The 20,751-nt window shown below is 73.4% G+C and carries 15 protein-coding genes and 1 pseudogene; 3 read left to right on the top strand and 13 right to left on the bottom strand.

The features are described from left to right. Nucleotides 1–121 precede the first annotated feature (121 nt). The 8 genes and pseudogenes from BJ961_RS20915 to BJ961_RS20880 all read right to left on the bottom strand — a co-directional run bounded on the left by BJ961_RS20915 (nt 122) and on the right by BJ961_RS20880 (nt 11,837). Nucleotides 122–1,873, bottom strand: a complete 1,752-nt coding sequence (locus BJ961_RS20915) for a PP2C family protein-serine/threonine phosphatase (RefSeq protein WP_271414319.1) — start codon at nt 1,871–1,873, stop codon at nt 122–124. Beyond that, nucleotides 1,870–2,934 carry an ATP-binding SpoIIE family protein phosphatase gene (locus tag BJ961_RS20910; RefSeq protein ID WP_271414318.1) on the bottom strand — a complete coding sequence of 355 codons (1,065 nt, stop codon included), beginning with the start codon at nt 2,932–2,934 and terminating at the stop codon, nt 1,870–1,872. The genes BJ961_RS20915 and BJ961_RS20910 overlap by 4 nt, the downstream gene beginning before the upstream one ends. Then, on the bottom strand, nt 2,934–3,374 hold the full coding sequence (locus tag BJ961_RS20905; protein WP_271414317.1) for an anti-sigma regulatory factor: 441 nt from the start codon (nt 3,372–3,374) through the stop codon (nt 2,934–2,936). The genes BJ961_RS20910 and BJ961_RS20905 overlap by 1 nt, the downstream gene beginning before the upstream one ends. Then, the gene (locus tag BJ961_RS20900) at nt 3,374–3,805 is read right to left on the bottom strand and encodes an STAS domain-containing protein (RefSeq protein ID WP_271414316.1); all 432 of its coding nucleotides are present in this window, start codon (nt 3,803–3,805) and stop codon (nt 3,374–3,376) included. The genes BJ961_RS20905 and BJ961_RS20900 overlap by 1 nt, the downstream gene beginning before the upstream one ends. Next, nucleotides 3,802–4,701 (bottom strand): STAS domain-containing protein, encoded by a 900-nt coding sequence (locus tag BJ961_RS20895; RefSeq protein WP_271414315.1) that lies wholly within the window; start codon nt 4,699–4,701, stop codon nt 3,802–3,804. Before BJ961_RS20895 ends, BJ961_RS20900 begins: the two co-directional genes overlap by 4 nt. Before the next feature lie 157 nt (nt 4,702–4,858). Then, a complete protein-coding gene (locus BJ961_RS20890) occupies nt 4,859–5,251 on the bottom strand; it encodes an STAS domain-containing protein (RefSeq protein ID WP_271414314.1) in 393 nt (130 codons plus the stop codon). A 118-nt stretch (nt 5,252–5,369) separates the two neighbouring features. Then, nucleotides 5,370–7,789: pseudogene (locus BJ961_RS20885) on the bottom strand (SpoIIE family protein phosphatase). 52 nt (nt 7,790–7,841) lie between these two features. Then, on the bottom strand, nt 7,842–11,837 hold the full coding sequence (locus BJ961_RS20880) for a HAMP domain-containing protein (protein ID WP_271414313.1): 3,996 nt from the start codon (nt 11,835–11,837) through the stop codon (nt 7,842–7,844). Nucleotides 11,838–12,223: 386 nt separating this feature from the next. On the opposite strand from BJ961_RS20880, the gene BJ961_RS20875 reads away from it, so the two are divergent. Further along, nucleotides 12,224–12,589, top strand: coding sequence for a PRC-barrel domain-containing protein (locus tag BJ961_RS20875; RefSeq protein ID WP_271417119.1), 366 nt, complete (start codon nt 12,224–12,226; stop codon nt 12,587–12,589). A gap of 42 nt (nt 12,590–12,631) precedes the next feature. Then, on the top strand, nt 12,632–13,096 hold the full coding sequence (locus BJ961_RS20870; RefSeq protein ID WP_271414312.1) for an ATP-binding protein: 465 nt from the start codon (nt 12,632–12,634) through the stop codon (nt 13,094–13,096). Between the two features lie 9 nt (nt 13,097–13,105). Here BJ961_RS20870 and BJ961_RS20865 read toward each other — a convergent pair whose 3' ends face one another. Both BJ961_RS20865 and BJ961_RS20860 read right to left on the bottom strand, forming a co-directional pair. Beyond that, nucleotides 13,106–13,540: an ATP-binding protein gene (locus BJ961_RS20865; RefSeq protein WP_271414311.1), complete on the bottom strand. Its 435-nt coding sequence runs from the start codon at nt 13,538–13,540 to the stop codon at nt 13,106–13,108. Nucleotides 13,541–13,669: 129 nt separating this feature from the next. Then, nucleotides 13,670–15,580 (bottom strand): AMP-dependent synthetase/ligase, encoded by a 1,911-nt coding sequence (locus BJ961_RS20860; protein WP_271414310.1) that lies wholly within the window; start codon nt 15,578–15,580, stop codon nt 13,670–13,672. A gap of 156 nt (nt 15,581–15,736) precedes the next feature. On the opposite strand from BJ961_RS20860, the gene BJ961_RS20855 reads away from it, so the two are divergent. Next, a complete protein-coding gene (locus tag BJ961_RS20855) occupies nt 15,737–15,973 on the top strand; it encodes a DUF6480 family protein (protein ID WP_271414309.1) in 237 nt (78 codons plus the stop codon). Between the two features lie 8 nt (nt 15,974–15,981). Here the strand turns inward: BJ961_RS20855 and BJ961_RS20850 are convergent, their stop codons facing one another. From BJ961_RS20850 to BJ961_RS20840, 3 genes are all read right to left on the bottom strand, one after another. Then, a complete protein-coding gene (locus tag BJ961_RS20850; RefSeq protein WP_271414308.1) occupies nt 15,982–17,073 on the bottom strand; it encodes a glutamate--cysteine ligase in 1,092 nt (363 codons plus the stop codon). 72 nt (nt 17,074–17,145) lie between these two features. After that, the gene (gene glgB, locus BJ961_RS20845; RefSeq protein WP_271414307.1) at nt 17,146–19,371 is read right to left on the bottom strand and encodes a 1,4-alpha-glucan branching enzyme; all 2,226 of its coding nucleotides are present in this window, start codon (nt 19,369–19,371) and stop codon (nt 17,146–17,148) included. A gap of 3 nt (nt 19,372–19,374) precedes the next feature. After that, the gene (locus BJ961_RS20840) at nt 19,375–20,736 is read right to left on the bottom strand and encodes a maltokinase N-terminal cap-like domain-containing protein (RefSeq protein ID WP_271414306.1); all 1,362 of its coding nucleotides are present in this window, start codon (nt 20,734–20,736) and stop codon (nt 19,375–19,377) included. Nucleotides 20,737–20,751: the final 15 nt, after the last annotated feature.

Genomic DNA, 20,751 nt, shown 5'->3' with positions numbered 1-20,751 from the left:
CCTGATCACCACCATGCCCCGCCCGGGCCCGGAGCGCACCGGGCAGACGTGAACCGTGTGCGACTTTCCCGCGACTTTCCCGCCACCCCCGCGCGGTTTCCGGCGGGCAGCGGTGCCGGGGTCAGCCGTGCCCGCCGGGTCGGCCCGGACCGCGCAGGTGACACAGGAGCAGGCACACGTCGTCGTCCCGCTCGGAGTCGCTGAGCAGCGGACGCAGGATGCCGTCGGCCGAACCCCCCAGGTCCGCGTCCAACTCCGCCGGACCGAACGAGCCGAGCGCGTCCGCCAGCCGGGCGATGCCCGGGTCTATGCCCAGGGCCCGGCGCTCCACCAGGCCGTCCGTGTACAGCGCGAGCGTCGAACCCGGCGCGAGGCGCACCGTGTGGTCCGCGATCTCCTGTTTGAGCGGGATGCCCAGCATCGCGCCCGGTTTGGCGTCCAGGGTCCGCACTCGGCCGTCCGGGGTACGCAGCACCGGCGGCGGATGCCCGGCCGCCGCCCACGTCATGACCGGGTCGTCGGGATGGAAGCGCGCGATGACGGCCGTGGCGAACAGGTCGGGCTGGAGATGGTGCAGGAAGGTGTGCAGCCGGGTCAGGAGCTGCCCGGGGCTGCCCCCGTCGACGGCGTACGCGCGCAGGGCGGTGCGCAGCTGGCTCATCATGACGGCCGCGCGCAGCCCGTGTCCGGTGACGTCCCCGACCACGGCGATGACGCTGCCGTCGGGCTGGCGGAACGCGTCGTACCAGTCGCCGCCGATGTTCAGCCCGTGGGTGGCCGGGAGATAGCGCGCGGCCAGCGCCAGGCCGGGCGGGGCGGGCAGCTCCGTCAGCAGCGCCCGCTGGAGGGTCTCGGCGATGTCGCGGTTGTGCTGGTAGCGCTGGGCGTGGTCGATCGCGATGCTGGCCCGCCGGGTCAGCTCGACCAGCATGACCGCGTCGTCCGGGTCCCAGCGCTCTCCGGGCGGGGACAGGGTCACCACACCCAGCGGCGCCTGCCGCGTCGGCAGCGGGATGCACAGCAGGGGCCGGTCCGGGGCCAGGGCCGAGGGCGGCTGGTCGTCCACGCCCGGCAGTCCGCCCGGGAGCGCGGCGGCGTACTGCGGCCGCCCGGTGCGGGCGGCGACCACCGCGGCGGCCGTGTGGGCGGGCCCCGACCGGTCGCCGTCCTGGTCGAACAGCCAGATGTCCACGCTCGCCGCGTACTCCGGCACCAGCAACTCCGGCAGCCTGCGCACGATCTCGTGGTGGTCGAGCGACGCCGTCAGCACCGCGCTCGCGTCCGCCAGGAACGTCAGCCTGCGCCGGGCGTTCTCCGCCTCCGTACGCGCCTTGCGCTCGGCGGCGAACGCCTCGCGCTGCGCCCGCCCGGCGGCGTCCAGCTCCGCGTGCAGCGCCACCACGCCCTGGTTCGTCTGCTGCAACTCCTCCCGGTGGAAGTCGACCAGACCCTCCTGCTCGGTGAGCCGCTCCAGCACCAGAGCCGTGTCCTCGTCGGCACCCAGCAGCGCCTCCGCCCACCTCGCCGGGTCGTCGGAGCCCAGGTCGGCGCCCATGTCCACCGCCGCCTCCGGGCACGGCACCGTCACCCGCCACGGCGGCTGACCCGCGGCGGCGGCCTCGGGCGACGGCGTCACCACCGCGTGCAGCACACGCTCCCCGGCCCCCGGCGCGGCACGGGAGACGGTGCCCGACTCCAGGGTGAGCCGCCAGACGCCGCCCTTGGCCAGGCACAGCCGCAACTGCGCGCCGAGCGACGCCGTCAGCCGGGTGCGCTCCAGGGGCGGCACACCGTGGGCGGCGGCCAGGCGCGCGGCGGCGACGCGCGCCCGCGCCGCGTCGGTGACGTCGCTGATCTGCCACGTACGGGTCATGAACGGTCCGGCGGGGTCGGGGCCAGCACGGCGACCGCGGTGTCGTCCCGTACGGGCCTTGCCGGGCTGCTGGCGTCACGGATCGTGACGGCGGCGGTCACCGCCGGGTCGGTCGCCGTGCGGCACGTGTCGGACGTCGGCGACCAACGGCTCGGCAGACCGTCGCTGTGCAGGACCAGCACCCGGTCGTCCGCCCAGACCGCCTCCTCCTCGCGCAGGGTGCTGGGCCGGTGGGTGCCGACGATGCCGGGCCGCGACACGAGGTGCCGCCACGTACCGCCCTCGCACAGTCGCGCCCCGATGTTGCCGACCCCGGTGAACCTGAGCACCCCGGCGCGCGTGTCGACCTGCGCGACCGCGACGGCGGCGCCACGGGTGCCGGACAACGCCCGGTCCAGCCGCCGTACCGCCTCGGCCGGCCTCAGCCCGGCCGAGGCGCGCAGCGCGTCCACGGCGGCGCTCGAGGCGCGGGCCGCCTCCGGACCGTGACCGAGACCGTCGGCCAGCATCAGCGTGACGAGGTCGCCGTCCCGGACCCAGGCCCACGCGTCGCCCGAGTAGTCCGCACCGCCGAACGGGAGGTTCACCGCGCCGGCCCGCAACCGGGTCGCCGGACCGGACTCGGCGGCGCGGGCGTCCGGTACGGCGCCCAGCCGGGCGACCACCACCGTGCCCCGGCCGGGAACACTGTGCAGGTCGAAGTCGTCGGCGAGGCGCGCGCACGTGCCGAGGCCGGCACCGAGGGAACCCGTGGTGGTGAAACCGTCGCGCAGCGCGGCGGACACGTCGGCGATCCCGGGGCCGTGGTCGATCGTGGTCACCTGCACCTGCGAACTCCCCTCCCGGCCGGCGCTGAGGACGGCCGGGGCGACCACGTCGATCAGCACGCGGCCGCCCCCGGCGTGCTTGAGCAGGTTGGTGGCCAGCTCGGTCGCCACCAGCGCCGCCGTCGAGGTCCGCCGCTCGTCGAGTCCGGCCAGGGCCGCCGCGTGCTCCGCGGCCACCCTGGCATCGCGCACCCGGGTCGAGTCGTGCACCGGGACGTCCCACACGCGTGGCATCAGGATTCCTCACGCGGGCGTGGCGGCCGGCCCACCCAGGACGCCACCCGCACGGTCGTCCCGGCGCCCGGGGCACTGTCGATGGAGAACTCGTGCACCAGGCGACGCGCGCCGCCCAGCCCCATGCCCAGCCCCTCGCCGGACGTGAAACCGTCGCTGAGCGCCTGTTCCAGATCCGGGATGCCGGGCCCCTCGTCGCTGAAGGTCAGCCGCAGCCCGCGCGTGGCCCCCTCGGCGAGGGACTCCGTCTCCATGGTGCCGCCACCGCCGTACACGAGCGTGTTGCGGGCCAGCTCACTGGCCGCGGTGACCAGCTTGGTCTGGTCCACCAGGCCGAAGCCGAGCTGGGCGGCGGCCTGCCGCACATGCTGTCGCACCCATACCAGATCCATGTCCGAACGGATCGGCAGGCGGGCCTGGGAGCCCGCGGCAGTGTGCATCACTGACGCTCCTGGCGCAGGCCGCCGAAGCGGGACGAGGGAGCCTGCTGTCTGAGGAGCTCCATGGCCACCTCGGTGCTGAGCGCGGTGTGCACGCCCGGCAGCGTGAGACCCAGCTCCACCAGGGTGATGGCGACCGCGGGACGCATACCGACCAGCACGGTCCGGGCGGCCAGCAGGCCGGTCTGCCCGGCGATCTCGGCCAGGATCCGGCCGAGGAAGGAGTCGACGATCTCCACGCCGGAGACGTCGATGATCACGCCGGTGGCACCACTGCGCACGATGGTCTCGGCGAGATCCTCCTGGAGCTGCTGCGCCGTGCTGTCGTGCAGGTCCCCCTGAAGGGTGACCAGGAGGACCTCACCGAGCCGGAGCACCGGAACATGCCCTGTCACCGGAGCCCCGTGGGGCCCGGGAAACGCCTGGCTCACCGCTCGACCGCACCGTTCGTGCCGGGAGTCACGATGCCGACCCCGAGCTGGTGCAGCACATAGCCCAGCGCGTCGGCGAGGCTCGCGCGGGTGACCACCGTGCCCAGGTCCAGACCGAGGTGGACCATGGTCTGCGCGATCGCCGGCCGGATGCCGGAGACGATGCACTCGGCACCCATCAGCCGGGCCGCCGCGACCGTCTTCATCAGATGCTGGGCCACCAGCGAGTCGACGGTCGGAACCCCGGTGATGTCCAGGATCGCGTAGCGGGCCCGCTGCTCCACGATGGACTCCAGCAGGGTTTCCATCACCACCTGGCTGCGGGCGCTGTCCAGCGTGCCGATCAGCGGCACGGCCACGATGCCGTCCCACAGCTTGATGACCGGCGTGGCCACCTCCAGCAGCTGCAGCTGCTGGCGGTCGATGAGCGCCTGGCCCTCGCTGAGCGCCGTCTGCATCACCACCACCCGCAGGGTGCCCATCAGCACACTCAGCGTGGTGACACAGGCCCGGACCTCCTCCGCCGGGGCGTCCTCGGGCAGGTCGGACACCAGCAGGTTCTCGACCGGCGGACGCAGTGCGGCCAGCTCGCTCGACACCTGCGCGGTGCTCAGCCCCGCGCGCGAACGGGCCGCGCCCATCCGCGCCAACTGCTCCCGCACCGCCGTGAATCCGGCCGCGTCCGGGTCCTCGACCCGCGACGCGTCGGCGACTTGCGCCAACGCGTCCACGACGGCCTTGCCCGCCTCCACCGCCTCGTCGCGGGAGACGGTGAACACGGCCCGGAACAAGGGCTCGTCCGCCCAACGCTGGGCGATCTGCTCACGCCGACGCCGCAGGAAGTCCCGCACCTCGTGCGTCGGCACCCCCGCCGTTCCCTCCGCCTGTTCCGGCACTTGTCCCACTCCTCATCCGCGTTGCGCCGCACCCCGCCCCGGACGGGGTGACGTGCCGGCGACGTGACTCTGCCGGGCGACCACTGTATCCACCCGCCGACCTGGCACGGCACCCGCTTCCGCACGCCCGGTCCGGATGAGGCGCGGGGCGGGAGGCTCAGGCGTCGGGCACCCGCGGGCCCTCCGGGTGCGCGTCGACCCGGGAGAGGGCCTCGTCGACGCTCTGAGAGACCGGCACCGTGATGCTCACCCCCGTCAGGTCCAGGACACGCCGCACCGCCGAGGGCGGTGAGATGATGTGCACACTGCCCGGCAGGTCCCTGGCCTCCTGGTAGACCCGCAGAATGATGTTCATGCCGGACGAGTCCATGAACGGGACCTCCGACAGGTCCAGCAGGAAGTGCCGTCGGCCGTGGTGGAGTTGGTTGGCCAGATGGTGCTGGAACTCGGTCGCCGTGTCGACGTCCAGGTACCCCTCCACCTTGAGCAGCGCGACATCCTCCCGCGGCAGCGTCACCTCGACGGACAGCGGGTTCTGGGCTATGGGCACGTCTACCTCCAACAAACGCGGCGGCACGGCGGACCGGCGTGTGGCCCACCGCGCCGGGCGGATACCCCCGATTCCCGACCCCATACCTGCCGGCCCGGCCCGGCCCCCGCGCGGCGTCTCAACCGACCCGGATGCCCACCAGACACGTGTCGTCGTCCGTGTCCGACCTGCTGTAGGTGAGCAGCCGGTCCAGGTGCTGGTCCAGGGTGTTCGGCGTCGGCCGTACGGTGCTCAGCAACTGGGCCAGCGCCTCCTCCACCGGGCGGTCCCGGCGTTCGATCAGACCGTCGGTGTACATGAGCAGCGTGTCCCCGGCGGCCAGCTGCGCCTCGGCCTCCTCGTACGCCGTCTCCGCCACCGCCCCCAGCAGCATGCCCCGCACCAGCGGCAGCGGCTCCGCCCCCGGGCCCCGCACCAGCACCGGTGGCAGATGACCCGCCCTGGCCCAGCGCAGTGTGCGCCGCGCCGGGTCGTACAGGCCGCACACCGCCGTCGCGGTGATCCCGCCCGTCAGATGGTGCGCCACGATGTTGAGCCAGGACAGCAGCTGCCCCGGGCCCGCACCGGTCACCGCCAGACCGCGCAGCGCGTTGCGCAGCACCACCATGCTGGTCGCCGCCTCTATCCCGTGCCCGGCGACGTCGCCCACGCACAGCAGCACCAGACCGCTCGGCAGCATCACCGCGTCGTACCAGTCGCCGCCCACCAGCTGCTCGGTCTCCGCGGGCCGGTACCGGACGGCCACCTGAAGGTCCGGCACCCGCAGCGGGGTCTGGGCGGGCGGCATGATGGCGTGCTGCAACTGCAGGGTCAACCGGGCGCGCTCGATGGCCTGCTGCTCGGTCTGCGCCAACTGGTCGCGGGTCGCGGCGAGCGCCACCTCCGTCCAGTGCTGGGCCGAGATGTCCTGACAGGCGCCCCGGACGAGGAGCAGCCGGTCGTCGGTGTCCAGCACCGGCTCGGCCACCACCCGCACGTGCCGGGTCACCCCGTCCGGCCGCCGCAGCCGGAACGCCGCCGACGCCGGCCGCCGGTGGTGCAGCAGCGTGCGCAGGAACCGCCCGATGGCCACGGCGTCGTCCGGATGGGCGTGCGCCGCCAGCTCCTCCAGCGGCACCGGCGTGCTGGTGTGCGGACGCCCGTACAGGTCGAACAGCTGCCCGTTCCAGGTGATCTCGCCGGTCAGCAGGTTCTCCTCGAAACCGCCGATGCGGCCGAGGCGCTGGGCGTGCTGGAGGAGGCTGGCCAGCCGGGCCGTCTCGTCCTCGATGCGCCAGATGAGCAGCACGGCGTTGCCGTGCCGGCTGACGCTGATGTCCGCGACCGCGGACAGCGGCACCTGGTCCACCAGGGCGGTCAGGTTCATGTGCCGGGCCCGGAAGGGCTCGCCCGTCGCGTACACCCGCTCCACGTTCTGGAACAGCTCGCTGTCCCCGGCGGCCATCGGGTACGCCTCGAGGAGCAGCGCGCCGCCCACGACCGCACGCGGCCGTCCGGCCGGGTCCAGGAACCGCTTGTTCACGTGCTGGATGCGGAAGTCCGCAAGGTGACCCGCGGCGTCCAGGTGCGGCACCAGGACCAGCGCCGGGTCGTGGAGGCCGTCCGCCAGGTCCATCAGCTCCACCGCGTCCGGGATGACCCGGGGCTCCTGCCCGGGGCCGCGCGGCGGCGTGTACGACTCCAGAGTGTGCGCGCACAGCTCCGCCAGGGCCTCCACCTGCCGGACCACCTGGGGCGGCTGCGGGGCCAGCGGCACCGGCCAGGCGATCTCCAGCACGCCGTGGATGCGGCCCCCGGTACCGGCGGGCACCGCGACCCTGCCGCCGTCCGGGTACTGGTGCCGGCCCACGCTGGGCAGCCCCGTCCCGGCGAGCGACGCGAACCACTGCCCCGACCGCTCGGTCAGTCCGCACCTGGCCACCGTCGCCACGTCCGGCGGCACGTAACGCCAGCGGGCCGCCTCGGCCGGCGGGAACCCGGCGCTGCCCGCCAGCGTGAGCGAACCGTCGTACCCGGCGGCCCAGATGGCCACCGCGACCGCGCCGAGCGGGCGCAGCGCCTGCTCCAGCAGCGCGTCGGCCACGGCCTGGGTGTCGTCCGCGGCCAGCGCGCCGCTCTCGGCGGCCCGCAGGCGTACGGCGGCCGAGTCGGCCACCGGCCCCCGGGCCCGGCGCCCCGCGCGCCGTCACCCGGGTCGGCGGCCCGTACGGCGGCGGTGGCCGTCAGGAACGCGTCCGTCACCTCCGACACCCGGTCCCGGGCGGCCTGGTTGATGACCTCGACCGCGAACTCCAGCGGCGTCACCTGGGACTGACCGGCCAGTTCGGCGAGCTGCCGGGCGGCCTGCGCCGGACCGCATCCGAGCCGTGCGACCAGGATGCCCTTGGCCAACTCGATCAGCGCCCGGCCCTCGGCCTCCGCCTGGGCGGCCCGCACCTCGCGGCTGAGCCGGTCCACCGTGGCCGCCAGCCTGCCCACCGGCGACAGCGGGGTCATCCCGCCCAGGCCGGGATCCGGATCGCCCGGCAGTTCGGACATGTTCACGACGGGAACGCTCCTCGGCCGAGAGCCCGCACGGCGCGCGGCGCGCTCATGCGGGCAGCCACCGTCGGACGCAGGCGATGAGATCCTGCGTGTCGACGGGTTTGGTGACGTAGTCGCTGGCGCCCGAGGCGAGGCTCTTCTCCCGGTCGCCGGGCATCGCCTTCGCCGTGACCGCGATGATCGGCAGCTCGGCGTAGCGCGGGATCCGGCGGATCTCCGCGGTCGCCGTGTAGCCGTCCATCTCCGGCATCATCACGTCCATCAGGACCAGCGCGACGTCCGGATGTTCCACGAGCGTCTCGATGCCCCGGCGGCCGTTCTCCGCGTGCAGGACCCGGAAGCCGTGCAGCTCCAGGATCCCGCTGAGCGCGAAGAGGTTGCGCGCGTCGTCGTCGACGACGAGGACGGTCCGCCCGGCGGGCGGCTCCTGGCCGGCCTGCGGGACCAGCCGCGGCGGCTCCTCCGGCCGCACCAGGGACAGCACGTCCCCGGGTTCCTCGGCGGCCAGGTGCAGGGCGATGCGCTCACGCAGTTCGTCGAGGCCGGCCAGGAACTCCAGGGTCCGGCCGGCCGAGCCGGAGCGCAGGTTCTCCTCCAGGGCGGCGTCGGCGCGGTGGCCGCTGTGCACGAGCACCGGCACGCTCGCCAGCGCCGAGTCCCCCCGCAGCGCGTGCAGGAAGCGGGACGCCTCGTCGTCCGGCATGCCCAGTTCGAGTACGACGCAGTGGCACGGCTCGGCCGCCAGCGCACCGGCCGCCTCCTCGGCGCCCACGGCGGTGATGACGTCCAGCGGGGGCCGGTCGCCCGCGTCGTCCCGCCCGTGCGTCAGGTCGGTGACCACGCTCTCCGCGACGAGGGTCAGCAGACCGCGCGGGCGTTCCTCCACGACGAGCAGCCGCCGCGGCCGCTGCCGGTGTCCGCCGGTCAGCTCGGGCACCGGCAGCGGCCGGTCGAGCACGTCCGCGGACGCCTCGGCCGGGGCGTGCTCGGCCCCCCGGGCCAGCAGGTCCTCGAAGTCGGGCCGCGCCACCGGCAGGAACAGCGTGAACGTGCTGCCCCGGTCGGGCGTGCTGTCCACGGTGACCGCGCCGCCCAGCAACTGGGCGATCTCCCGGGTGATGGACAGGCCGAGGCCGGTGCCGCCGTACTTGCGGCTCGTCGTGCCGTCCGCCTGCTGGAAGGCGCCGAAGATCGACTCCAGGTTCTGCTCGGGGATGCCGATGCCCGTGTCCTTCACCCGGAAGGCCACCACGGCACCGCCCCGGACCACGCCCCTGGGCACCTCGTCGTCCGGTGCCGGTTCGACGGCCAGCTCCACGCCGCCCCGCTCGGTGAACTTCACCGCGTTGGACAGCAGGTTGCGCAGCACCTGACGCAGCCGGGAGTCGTCGGTCAGCAGGTCCGCCGGCGCCCCGGCGGCCGTCGTCACCGTGAACTCCAGGCCCTTCTGGGTCGTCATGGGCCGGAAGGTGGCCTCGACGTAGTCGATGAGCTGCCGCAGCGTCACGCGCTCGGGGGAGACGTCCATCTTCCCCGCCTCGACCTTGGACAGGTCCAGGATGTCGTTGATCAGCTGGAGCAGGTCCGAGCCCGCCGAGTGGATGATGCCCGCGTACTCCACCTGCTTCGGGGTGAGGTTGCGCGAGGGGTTCTGGGCCAGCAACTGGGCGAGGATGAGCAGGCTGTTGAGCGGGGTGCGCAGCTCGTGGCTCATGTTGGCCAGGAACTCGGACTTGTACTTCGAGGCCAGCGACAGCTGCTGGGCGCGTGCCTCCAGCTCCTGCCGGGCCTGCTCGATCTGCAGGTTCTTCGCCTCGATGTCCCGGTTCTGCGTCGCGAGCAGGGACGCCTTGTCCTCCAGCTCGGCGTTGGAGTGCTGCAACTCCTCCTGCTGCGCCTGCAACTCCGCCGAGCGGGCCTGCAGCTCGCCGGTCAGGCGCTGCGACTCGGCGAGGAGCTCGTCGGTACGGGCGTTGGCCACGATCGTGTTGACGTTCACGCCGATGGTCTCCATCAGCAGTTCCAGGAAGTCCTGGTTGATCTGCGTGAAGGGGGCGACCGAGGCGAGTTCGATGACCCCGAGGACCTGCCCCTCGACCACGATGGGCAGCAGCACCAGGGCCGCCGGCACCACCTCGCCGAGCCCCGAGGAGACGGTCAGGTAGCCCGGCGGCAGCTCGTTGACCATGATGGTGCGCCGACTGCGCGCGGCCTGGCCGACCAGGGTGCGGCCGAAGGAGATGCGGGTGGGCCGGGCCGTGTGCTCCGGGTAGCCGTAGGAGCCGACGAGCCGCAGCTCGGGCCCGTCCTCGCCGTCCTCGGCCAGGTAGAAGGCGCCGTACTGGGCCGACACCAGCGGCACCAGCTCGTCCATGATCAGCTCGGCGACCACGGGCAGGTCCCGGTGCCCCTGCATCAGGCCGGAGATGCGGGCGAGGTTGGTCTTGAGCCAGTCCTGCTCCTGGTTGGCCCGCGTGGTCTCGCGCAGGGACTCCACCATGGCGTTGATGTTGTCCTTGAGTTCGGCGACCTCGCCGGACGCCACCACGTTCACCGAGCGCGTCAGATCGCCCTCGGCGACGGCCGACGTGACCTCGGCGATCGCGCGGACCTGGCGGGTGAGGTTGCCGGCCAGTTCGTTGACGTTCTCCGTGAGCCGCTTCCAGGTGCCGGAGACACCCTCCACCTCGGCCTGGCCGCCGAGCCGGCCCTCGGTGCCGACCTCGCGGGCCACCCGGGTGACCTCGTCGGCGAAGGCGGAGAGCTGGTCGACCATCGTGTTGATCGTCGTCTTGAGTTCGAGGATCTCGCCGCGCGCGTCGACGTCGATCTTCTTCGACAGGTCGCCGCGGGCCACCGCGGTCGTCACCAACGCGATGTTGCGCACCTGGTTGGTGAGGTTGTTGGCCATCGAGTTGACGTTGTCGGTGAGGTCCTTCCAGGTGCCGGCGACGTTCGGCACGTTCGCCTGGCCGCCGAGCCGCCCGTCGGTGCCGACCTCGCGGGCCACGCGGGTGACCTCGCCCGCGAACGCCGACAGCGTGTCGACCATGGTGTTGATCACGTCGGCCAGCGCCGCGACCTCGCCCTCGGCGTCGACGGTGATCCGCTGCGACAGGTCGCCCCGGGCCACGGCACTGGCCACCTGAGCGATGGAGCGGACCTGCCCGGTCAGGTTCGACGCCATCACGTTGACGTTGTCGGTGAGGTCCTTCCAGGTGCCCGACACCCCGCGCACCCGGGCCTGCCCGCCCAGGTTGCCGGCCGTGCCGACCTCGCGGGCGACGCGGGTGACCTCGTCGGCGAAGGCGGAGAGCTGGTCGACCATGGTGTTGAGCGTGTTCTTCAGCTCCAGGATCTCGCCGCGGGCGTCCACGGTGATCTTCTGGGTGAGGTCGCCCTTGGCCACGGCGGTGGCCACCTGGGCGACGTTGCGGACCTGGCTGGTCAGGTTGCCCGCCATGAAGTTCACCGAGTCGGTGAGGTCGCGCCACGTGCCCCTGACGCCCTGGACGTCGGCCTGGCCGCCGAGCCGCCCGTCGGTGCCGACCTCGCGGGCGACGCGGGTGACCTCGTCGGCGAAGGCGGAGAGCTGGTCGACCATCGTGTTGATGGTGTTCTTCAGCTCCAGGATCTCCCCGCGGGCGTCCACGTCGATCTTCTGCGACAGGTCGCCCTTGGCCACCGCGGTGGCCACCTGGGCGATGTCACGCACCTGGGTGGTGAGGTTGCCCGCCATGGCGTTGACCGAGTCCGTCAGGTCGGCCCAGGTGCCCGAGACCCCCGGCACCCGGGCCTGCCCGCCCAGGGTCCCCTCGGTGCCGACCTCGCGCGAGACCCGGGTGACCTCGGAGGTGAACACGGACAGCTGGTCCACCATGCCGTTGAAGACCTTGGCGATGTCGCCCATCAGGCCGTCCGCGTCGTCCGGCAGACGCGTACCGAAGTCGCCGTCCCGTACGGCCGTCAGGCCGGCCAGGAGACGACGCAGCTCCTGATCGCCCGGAACCGCGTCCACGGCTCCCGTGCTGTCCTTGGTCATGCGCACCCTCGTTCCGCTCCCCGGGAGCCCTCGGAGCGAGGACTCGCCACCCCCTCCGGACCATGGGTGGTCCGGCCTCCCGTGTCCGCGTTTGCGCAGTTCACGGATTTGCCCCCGGGAGAAAAATACGTCAGAGGCTAACCCAGGTCCCGGGCGGCGACAAAGCGATGTGTCACCCGGTGGAACACGTACCCCCGGACGGGGCACGCCGGAGCGGACGGGAACCGGCCGCGCGCCCCGTCCGGACCACGCCACCGCCGAATGGCCCGCCGGACCCGAATGCGTCGGCCTCGGCCGGGTATCTGCTGCTGTGGAGCCGGTCAGGCCCGTTGCGCCCGCCCGGCCCCACGGTCGTCACCGACACGGGAGGGAAGGGCAGCGTGCCGATGGAGAGCATCTGGTCGTACACGGCGGACAGCGCTCACGCGGAGGGACAGGACCTGACGGGCTGCACCGTCGTCGCCGGCGACGGCACCATCGGGCACGTGGACCGGCAGGCCGAGCACTTCGGCATGCGCCACCTCGTCGTCGACACCGGCGTCTGGGTGTTCGGCCGCAGCGTGCTCGTGCCGGTCGGAGTGGTCCGCGGCATCGACGCCGAAGCCCGTACGGTCACGCTGACCTGCACCAGGGCCGAGGTCAAGGCCGCGCCCAGGTTCCGGACCGACAGCGAGACGATGGACCGCGACTACCTCGCGTCCGTCGGCGACTACTACCACCGGCTGCCGCCGCGGGAGACGCCCGCGACCTGACCGGTACCGAACGACACCACGCGGAAACCGGGGACACCACTGATGGAACCGACCGACGGGATGACCACGGCCACCACGGCCCCGCCCGCCCCCGCGCCGCCCGGCGGCCCGGCCCCGGGCGCCGCGGCGGGTCCGGCGGCGGCACGGGCGTACGCGGAGTCGGTGGCGCGCACCGAGTGGAGCCGCCCCGGCCGCGAGGTGCGCGAGGAGGACGTCGTCGACCTGCTCCTCGTGGTCTCGGAACTGGTCACCAACGCGATCCGCCACGGCGACGGACTGGCCGGTTTCGAGGCCAGGCCCACCGAGGCGGGACTGTGGATCGCCGTCCACGACAACAGCGCGGTCGTACCCCGGGCGGCCTTCGCGTTCCCCACCACCCACCCCGGAGGCGGCTACGGCTGGCCGCTCGTCTCCCGCCTCGCCCGCGACATCGCCGTCGAGCGGCACCCGGGAGGCGGCAAGACGATCAGCGCGCTCGTACCCCTGCGCCCCGTGGACGCCCCCTGACCGCGCCGGTCACCAGGGCAGGAAGACGTGGATGTCCTTGCCCCGCTCACCGGTGACGACGCTCACCTGGTCGGACAGGGTGTGGATCAGATGCCAGCCGATGCCGCCGCCGCCGCTGCTCGGATGGAAGGGGCGCGGTGCGGGCTCCGTGGTGCTGGTGTCGTGCATCACCACGTGCACGCCGTCGAAGGTACGCCGCAACCGCAGTTGGAACGGTCCCGGAGCGTACTGCACGGCGTTCGCCGCCAACTCGGTGACGACGAGGAGGATGTCGTCCCAGTGCTCGGGCGCCGAGGGGGGCGCCGCACGCGCCAGGTCGTAGAGGAACTCCTCCGCGACCAGTCGTGCACCGGTCACATTGTGCAACTCCCCGGTGAAGCTGGCGGTGCGGTTCGTGATCTCCTCGGAAGCCAGTGTCCTGTCCCAACGCGACTCGGCTGCCATTGCGCCTTCCCGGCCCGGCACGTCACGTCCGGGCGTCGTCCTTCTTCGCATTCCCTTCGTTTGTTAGTTCCCGCGCCGGGCGACCCTAGTCGCGCCGGTGTACGGGCCGGGGGGCGCGACGGGCGCGGATCACCCGAGGAACACGTTGTCCGCGTCCTCCCAGGCGGCCGGAACCTCCGGCCGGGCCTGCACGGGCCGGCGGTGCGACCGGGCCTCGTACATCGCGTCGATCTCCAGGGCGTGGGTCCGTACGATCTCGTCCCGCCGCAGCTTCATCGACGGGGTGAGCAGCCCGCCCGCCACGTCGAAGGGGGCGGGCAGGACCCGGAAGACCCTGATCGACTCCGAGCGCGACACGGCGCTGTTGGCCGCGGCCACGGCCCGCGCGACCTCCTCCCGCAGCGCGTTCTCCTCGCGCGCCTCCCGGGCGGGGGCGTCGCCCGGCAGGGCCAGGGCCGCCCGCCAGTGGGTCAGGAACTCCGGGTCGAGCGTGATCAGCGCGCCGACACAGGGCCGGTTGTCGCCCACCACCACCGCCTGGTGGACGAGCGGATGCATCCGCAGCCGCTGCTCCAGGGCGGCCGGGGCCACGCTTGTGCCGCCGCTGGTGATGATGACGTCCTTCTTGCGGCCGGTGATCGCCAGGTAGTTCTCGTCGTCCAGGTGGCCGAGGTCGCCGGTGGCCAGCCAGCCGCCGCGCATCACCGCGCGGGTGGCGGCCTCGTCACCGATGTATCCCTGGAACAGCGACGGCCCGCGCACCAGGATCTCCCCGTCGTCCGCCACCCGGACCTCCATGCCGGGCAGCGGCTGCCCGACGGTGCCCGACTTCTCCCGGCCCAGCGGCTGCATCGTCAGCCCGCCGCTGGTCTCCGTCAGACCGTAGCCGTCGTGCACGTAGACGCCGATGCCCTCGTAGAAGAGGGAGAGCTCCCGGCTGAGCGGCGAACCACCGGACGTCGCCCGGGTCACCCGGCCGCCCAGCGCGGTGCGCAGCCGCCGGTACACCGTCCGCTCGTACAGCGCGTGCTGGAGGCGCAGGTCGAGGCCGGGCCCCGGCCCCCGGCCGAGGCGCCGGCGCTCCAGCGCGGCAGCGAAGTCCCGCGCGGTGCCCGCCGCCCGCTCGAACAGGGCACCGTGCCCCGCCTGCTGGGCCGTGCGCAGGAAATTCTTGTAGAGCTTCTCCAGGACCGACGGCACGGCGTACAGATACGTCGGACGGAAGGAGCCGAGGGCCGAGGAGAGCGCCTGCGTGGTCATCGCCGGCTCGTGCGCCATCAGGAGCCCGCCCCGCACGCACAGGCTCTGGATCATCAGCCCGTACACGTGAGAGAAGGGGAGGAACGCGAGGACCGCACCCTGCTCTCCGGGCGGAGCCACCGTGTGGCCCCAACCCGCCAGCAGCGTGTCGCAGGGTCCGGCCAGGCCGCGGTGGCTCAGCGCGCAGCCCAGGGCACGGCCGGACGTGCCCGAGGTGTAGGCGATCACCGCCGTGGAGTCCGGCAGCACGATGCGGCGCATCGAGTCGACCGTGGCGGACGGGAGGAACGCGCCGCGCGCCACGAGCGCGTCCAGCGCGCCCGCGTCCAGTTGCCACACGTGCCGCAGCGACGGCAGCGACGCGCACACCGAGCCGACGGTCATCACGCTCTGCTCGTCCTCGACCAGCACGCCCACGCAGCCCGCGTCCCGCAGGATCCACTCCACCTGGTCGCGCGAGGAGGTCGGGTAGACCGGCACGACCTCCGCCCCCACCGTCCACAGGGCGTAGCTGAAGACCGTCCACTCGAAGCGGGTACGGGCCAGGATCGCCACCCGGTCGCCCGGCGCCACCCCGCTCGCGATCAGACCCTTCGCCAGGTCGACCACCTCGTCGCGGAACTCCGCCGCCGTCACCGCGTCCCACTCCGCGGAACCGGGAGCGCGGCGGCGGGCCAGCATCGGCAGGTCCGGAGTGCGGGCGGCCGTCTCGAAGAGACTGTCGGCCAGTCCGCCGGTCAGCGGCGGGACGGCCGGGGGACCGAGAGCGGGGTCGCGCATGTACGCCGGCTCCTGACGTGTACGGACGGTGACGCCACCGACGGGCACCGTGGTCGGCGGTGCTCGGAATCTAGCCCAGCCGCAGGCGGCGGGGGGCCCGGACGGCAGAAGTGTTCCCGCCCGGTGATCCGGGCCCGATCGGGGGACTCGGGGGTCATGACCTACGTGAATCCGGATCCCGAGCCCCGACTCAGCACCGGCCTGGAGCCGGGCGGCGGCGTGCCGCCCGGCGAGACCCCGCCGGCGGAGAGCAGCATGCCCGAGGCGGGCCCCCAGGATCTGCTCAGCAACCCGGCCAAGGGCTGGGCCAAGGGGCCGCTGGCTCTGATCATCGCGGTCGTGGTGGTCTTCGCGGCGGGTCTCCTGGGCTACGCCCTGGCCCTGATCTACTGACCGAGGGCTCAGGCCGCCCGAGTGCGGCGCACGCACGCGGCGACGACCTCCCGCAGACTGCCGGTGCGCTCCAGCAGGTCGCGCTGCACCCGGGCGCCGTTGCCGTGCCGCAGCAGGTCGTCGACCCCCTCCCGCACCCGGTCGAGGTCGCCCGCCGCCGCGAGTGCCTCCGCGGTGTGGTCCAGGAGGGCCCGGACGACCGTCTCGGCGGGCATCCGCCGCATGGTGGCGGGGTGCAGCAGCTCCTGCGTCAGTCCGGACCGGGCGGCCCGCCAGGCGGCGAGGCGGAGCAGGCTCACGCTGTCCTCGGCCGGCTCGGCGCCCCGGCGCCACTCCCGCGCCGCGGTGTCGACCAGCGCGCGGGCGAGCGCGGCGAGGACGACGGCCGTCGAGGCGTCCAGGCAGACGTCCGCGACCCGGAACTCGACCGTCGGATACCGCTGGGAGAGCCGGACGTCGAAGTAGACCATCCCGTCGTCCAGGATCGTCCCGGTGGCGAGCATGTCCGCGACCCGGCGGTGGTAGCGCTCCGCCGAGCCGAACAGCTCGGTCGGACCGGCCGACGGCCAGCGCTGCCAGACCCGGCTGCGGTAGCTGCTGTACGAGGAGTCCCGGCCCTGCCAGAACGGCGAGTTCGCGCTCAGCGCGGCCAGCACCGGCAGCCAGGGCCGCACCCGGTCGATCACCGCGACGCCCTCCTCGTCCGAGTCGACCGACACGTGCACGTGGCAGCCCAGGACCAGCTGCTCGTGCACCACGACGCCGTACTGCTCGGCCATCCACTCGTAGCGCCGGTTCACACCGATGGACGGAGTGACCGGCAGCGGTGACGTGGCGAGCGCGGCGACGGCGCACCCGATCCCCCCGGCGTGCCGCGCGGCCTCCTGGCGGCAGCGGACGATCTCCGTGTGCAGCCGGTCCATGTCCGCCTGCGGATGGGTGGCGAACTCGAGCATCTGCTCGTGCAGTTCCTTCTCGAACACGTCCTGCCCGCAGCCGGCCAGGAAGGCCCGGGCGAGCACGGCGGCGGACAGCGCCCGCGGCTCACCCGTCGCGGGATCGACCAGGAGGAGCTCCTCCTCCACTCCGACGGTGCGCACGTGGTGCCGCCTTTCCGAGGGCCGGTGACACCGACCGACTGCCCCGGGCAGCCGGTCGGACACCTGGTCGCCTCAGTGGGCGTACGGCGCCAGCCACACCGTGGCCAGCGGAGGCAGCGTGACCCGGATGATCCCGTCCTCCGGCTTGACCGGGTCCGGGTCGGTCACGCCGCTGCCCCCGTACCGCTCGGCGTCGGTGTTGAGCACCTCCTGCCAGGCGACCGCCTCGTCGCCGACGGCGAGCCCGTACCCGTGCCGGACGACGGGGGAGAAGTTCGACACCGCCAGCAGCGGGGTGCCGTCCGCGGCGTACCGCAGGAACGCGAAGACGTTGTCCTCGGCCGCGTCCACCGACACCCAGCGGAAGCCGGCCGGGTCGGTGTCGCGCTGCCACAGGGCCGGGGTGCGCGCGTAGCGGGTGTTGAGGTCGCGGACCAGGTCCCGCATCCCGCGGTGGTCGCCCGCCGAGTGGTACCCCTCGTCCAGGAGCCACCACTCCGGGCCCTGCTGCTCCGACCACTCGGCGCCCTGCGCGAACTCCTGCCCCATGAAGAGCAGTTGCTTGCCGGGATGAGCCCACATGAAGCCCAGGTAGGCGCGCGCGTTCGCGCGCCGCTGCCACCAGTCGCCCGGCATCTTCGACACCAGCGCCTGCTTGCCGTGCACCACCTCGTCGTGGGAGATCGGCAGCACGTAGTTCTCGCTGTACGCGTACACCATCGAGAACGTCATCTCGTGGTGGTGGTACTTGCGGTGCACCGGCTCGTGGGCGGCGTACTCCAGCGAGTCGTGCATCCAGCCCATGTTCCACTTCAGGCCGAAGCCGAGCCCGCCGGTGTCGGTCGGCCGGGTCACCCCGCCCCACGCGGTCGACTCCTCGGCGATGGTGACCACGCCCGGGCAGCGCCGGTAGACGGTCGCGTTCATCTCCTGGAGGAACCCCATCGCCGCCAGGTCCTCCCGGCCGCCGTACTGGTTGGGTTCCCACTGGCCGGAGTCGCGCGAGTAGTCCAGGTAGAGCATGGAGGCGACCGCGTCGACACGCAGCCCGTCGATGTGGAATTCCTCGCACCAGTACACGGCGTTCGCCACGAGGAAGTTGCGCACCTCGGTCCGCGCGAAGTCGAAGGTGTACGTCCCCCAGTCCGGGTGGGTCGCCCGCCGGTCGTCCCCGGGCTCGTACAGCGGGTCGCCGTCGAAGCGGCCCAGCGCCCAGTCGTCCTTCGGGAAGTGCGCCGGCACCCAGTCCATGATCACGCCGATCCCGGCCCGGTGCAGCGCGTCGACCAGGTGACGGAAGTCGTCCGGCGAGCCCAGACGCGCGGTCGGCGCGTAGAACCCGGTGACCTGGTAGCCCCAGGACGGCCCGTAGGGGTGCTCGGCGACCGGCATCAGCTCGACGTGCGTGAAGCCGAGGTCCTTGACGTAGGCGGGCAGTTCCTCGGCCAGCTCGCGGTAGGTCAGCCCCGGCCGCCAGGACGGCAGGTGCACCTCGTACACCGAGAACGGCGCCTCGTGCACGGGCGTGTCGGCGCGGGTCCGCATCCACCGGGCGTCGCCCCACTCGTAGCGCGAGGCGGTCACCACGGACGCGGTGTTCGGCGGCTCCTCGGCCGCGCGGGCCATCGGGTCGGCCTTCAGGAACCGGTGCCCGTACCGCGAGTGGATCTCGAACTTGTACCGGGTGCCCTCGCCGACGCCCGGCAGGAACAGCTCCCACACCCCGGACGAACCCAGCGAACGCATCGGGAACGCGGTGCCGTCCCAGTGGGTGAAGTCGGTCGCGACCCGCACCCCCTGGGCGTTCGGCGCCCACACCGTGAACCGGGTGCCGGTGACGCCCTCGTGGGTCATCGGCTCCGCGCCGAGCGCCTGCCACAGCTGCTCGTGCCGGCCCTCGGCGATCAGATGCAGGTCCAGCTCGCCGAGGGCGGGCAGGAAGCGGTACGGGTCGTGCGTCTCCCGCGGCTCGCCCTGCTCGTAGGCCACCGACAGCGTGTACGCCGGGATCCCGGCGAGCGGCAGCACGCCGGAGAACAGGCCGTCCCCGTCCGACGCGAGGGCGTGGTGCTCGCCGTCGACGACCACGCTCACCTCGCGGGCGAAGGGGCGCAGCGCCCGGAAGGCGATGCCGCCGGGCACCGGGTGGGCGCCCAGCAGGGCGTGCGGGTCGTGGTGGGCGCCCGCCAGCAGGCGCCCCCGGTCGGTGGGGTCCAGGGGCGGCGCGGTCGCGCACGCACCGGGTGCGGGCGCGACGGGACCGGACGGCTCGGGGATCGAGGTGTCGCGGAGGGCCACGGGTCAGTCTCCTCTCACGGCGAGTCGTTCGATCGCCGCCATGGGTACGGGAAGCCAGTCGGGGCGGTGCCGGGCCTCGTACAGCACCTCGTACACCGCGCGGTCCGTCTCGTAGGCGCGCAGCAGGCCGTGCTTCTTGCGGGGGTCCCACCCCGCGCGGGCGGCGTAGCCCGCGCAGAACGCCTCCCGGCAGCGGCGTGCCCACTCGGGGCGCCACGGCCGGCGCTGCCGGGCGGCGTAGTCGAAGGAGCGCAGCATCCCCGCGATGTCGCGGACGGGGGAGTGGGCGCTGCGCCGTTCGGCCAGCGGGCGCGAGGGTTCGCCCTCGAAGTCGATGACGAACCAGTCCCGGCCGGCCCGCAGCACCTGACCCAGGTGCAGGTCGCCGTGGACGCGCTGGGCGGGCGGCCCGGAGTCGCAGGTGGACAGCGCCGCGAAGGCCGCCCGCAGACCCGGTACGAAGGGCTGCAGCGCCGGTACGCAGTGCGCGGCCGCGGTCAGCCGCTCGGTCATCGCCGCCGCCGTGCGGCCGTTCTCACCGGGAGCGCCGGACGGGAAGGCGGAGGCCAGCGCGAGGTGCACGTCGCCCATCGCCTGCCCCAGTTCGTGGGCCTGTACGGTGAAGTCGTCCCCGGCGGCCAGGGCGTTCAGCGACAGGGTCCACCCGTCGGAGGCGCCGTGCAGGAACGGCTGGAGCACGCCGAGTGTCGCCCCGTACGGATGGGTCGTCCGCATCCACGCGACCGGCGCCGGAACCCGGCCGCAGCCCTGCCGGGCCAGCGCGTCCGGCACCTCCAGGTCGGGGTTGACACCGGGCTGGATGCGCCGGAAGAGCTTCAGGATGAACTCGTCGCCGTAGATCAGCGAGGAGTTCGACTGCTCCGCGTCCAGCAGCCGCGGTACCAGTCCGCCCGGCACCGGCCGCGCGGGGTCGGCCTCGAAACGCAGCGGGCCCGCCTTGCCCGGGTGCCGCAGCCGTTCCAGGAGCAACTGGGCGGTGCGCGGGTCGTGCAGCGCGTCGTAGACCGTCCGCCCGGCCAGCGGACCGTCCTGGACCTGCCCGATGATCGCCCGGCCCAGACGAGGCGAGGGCTGTTCGCGTACGCCGAGCAGCAGTTGGTAGCAGTCCCCGGCGGGGGGAGTGCCGCCCGGCGGGGGCGCGGAGCCCTGCCCGGTCTGCACCAGGAGGTGCAGACAGCCCGGAAACAGCTCGGTCATCGACAGCAGGCCCAGCTCGGCCACGGGCCGGTCCTTGCCCGCGAACCAGCGCTGGCGCGGCAGCCACTGGCGCAGCAACTCGCCGAGCGACGCCATCGGCTCGGCGAGCTGCCTGCGTCTGGGGCGCAGGGGTGCGGTCTTCGGCATGGTGACGCGTCCTTT

It is taken from the genome of Streptomyces lienomycini (assembly GCF_027947595.1).
Classification (GTDB): Bacteria; Actinomycetota; Actinomycetes; order Streptomycetales; family Streptomycetaceae; genus Streptomyces; species Streptomyces lienomycini.
This window is presented reverse-complemented; position numbering and strand designations above follow the sequence as displayed.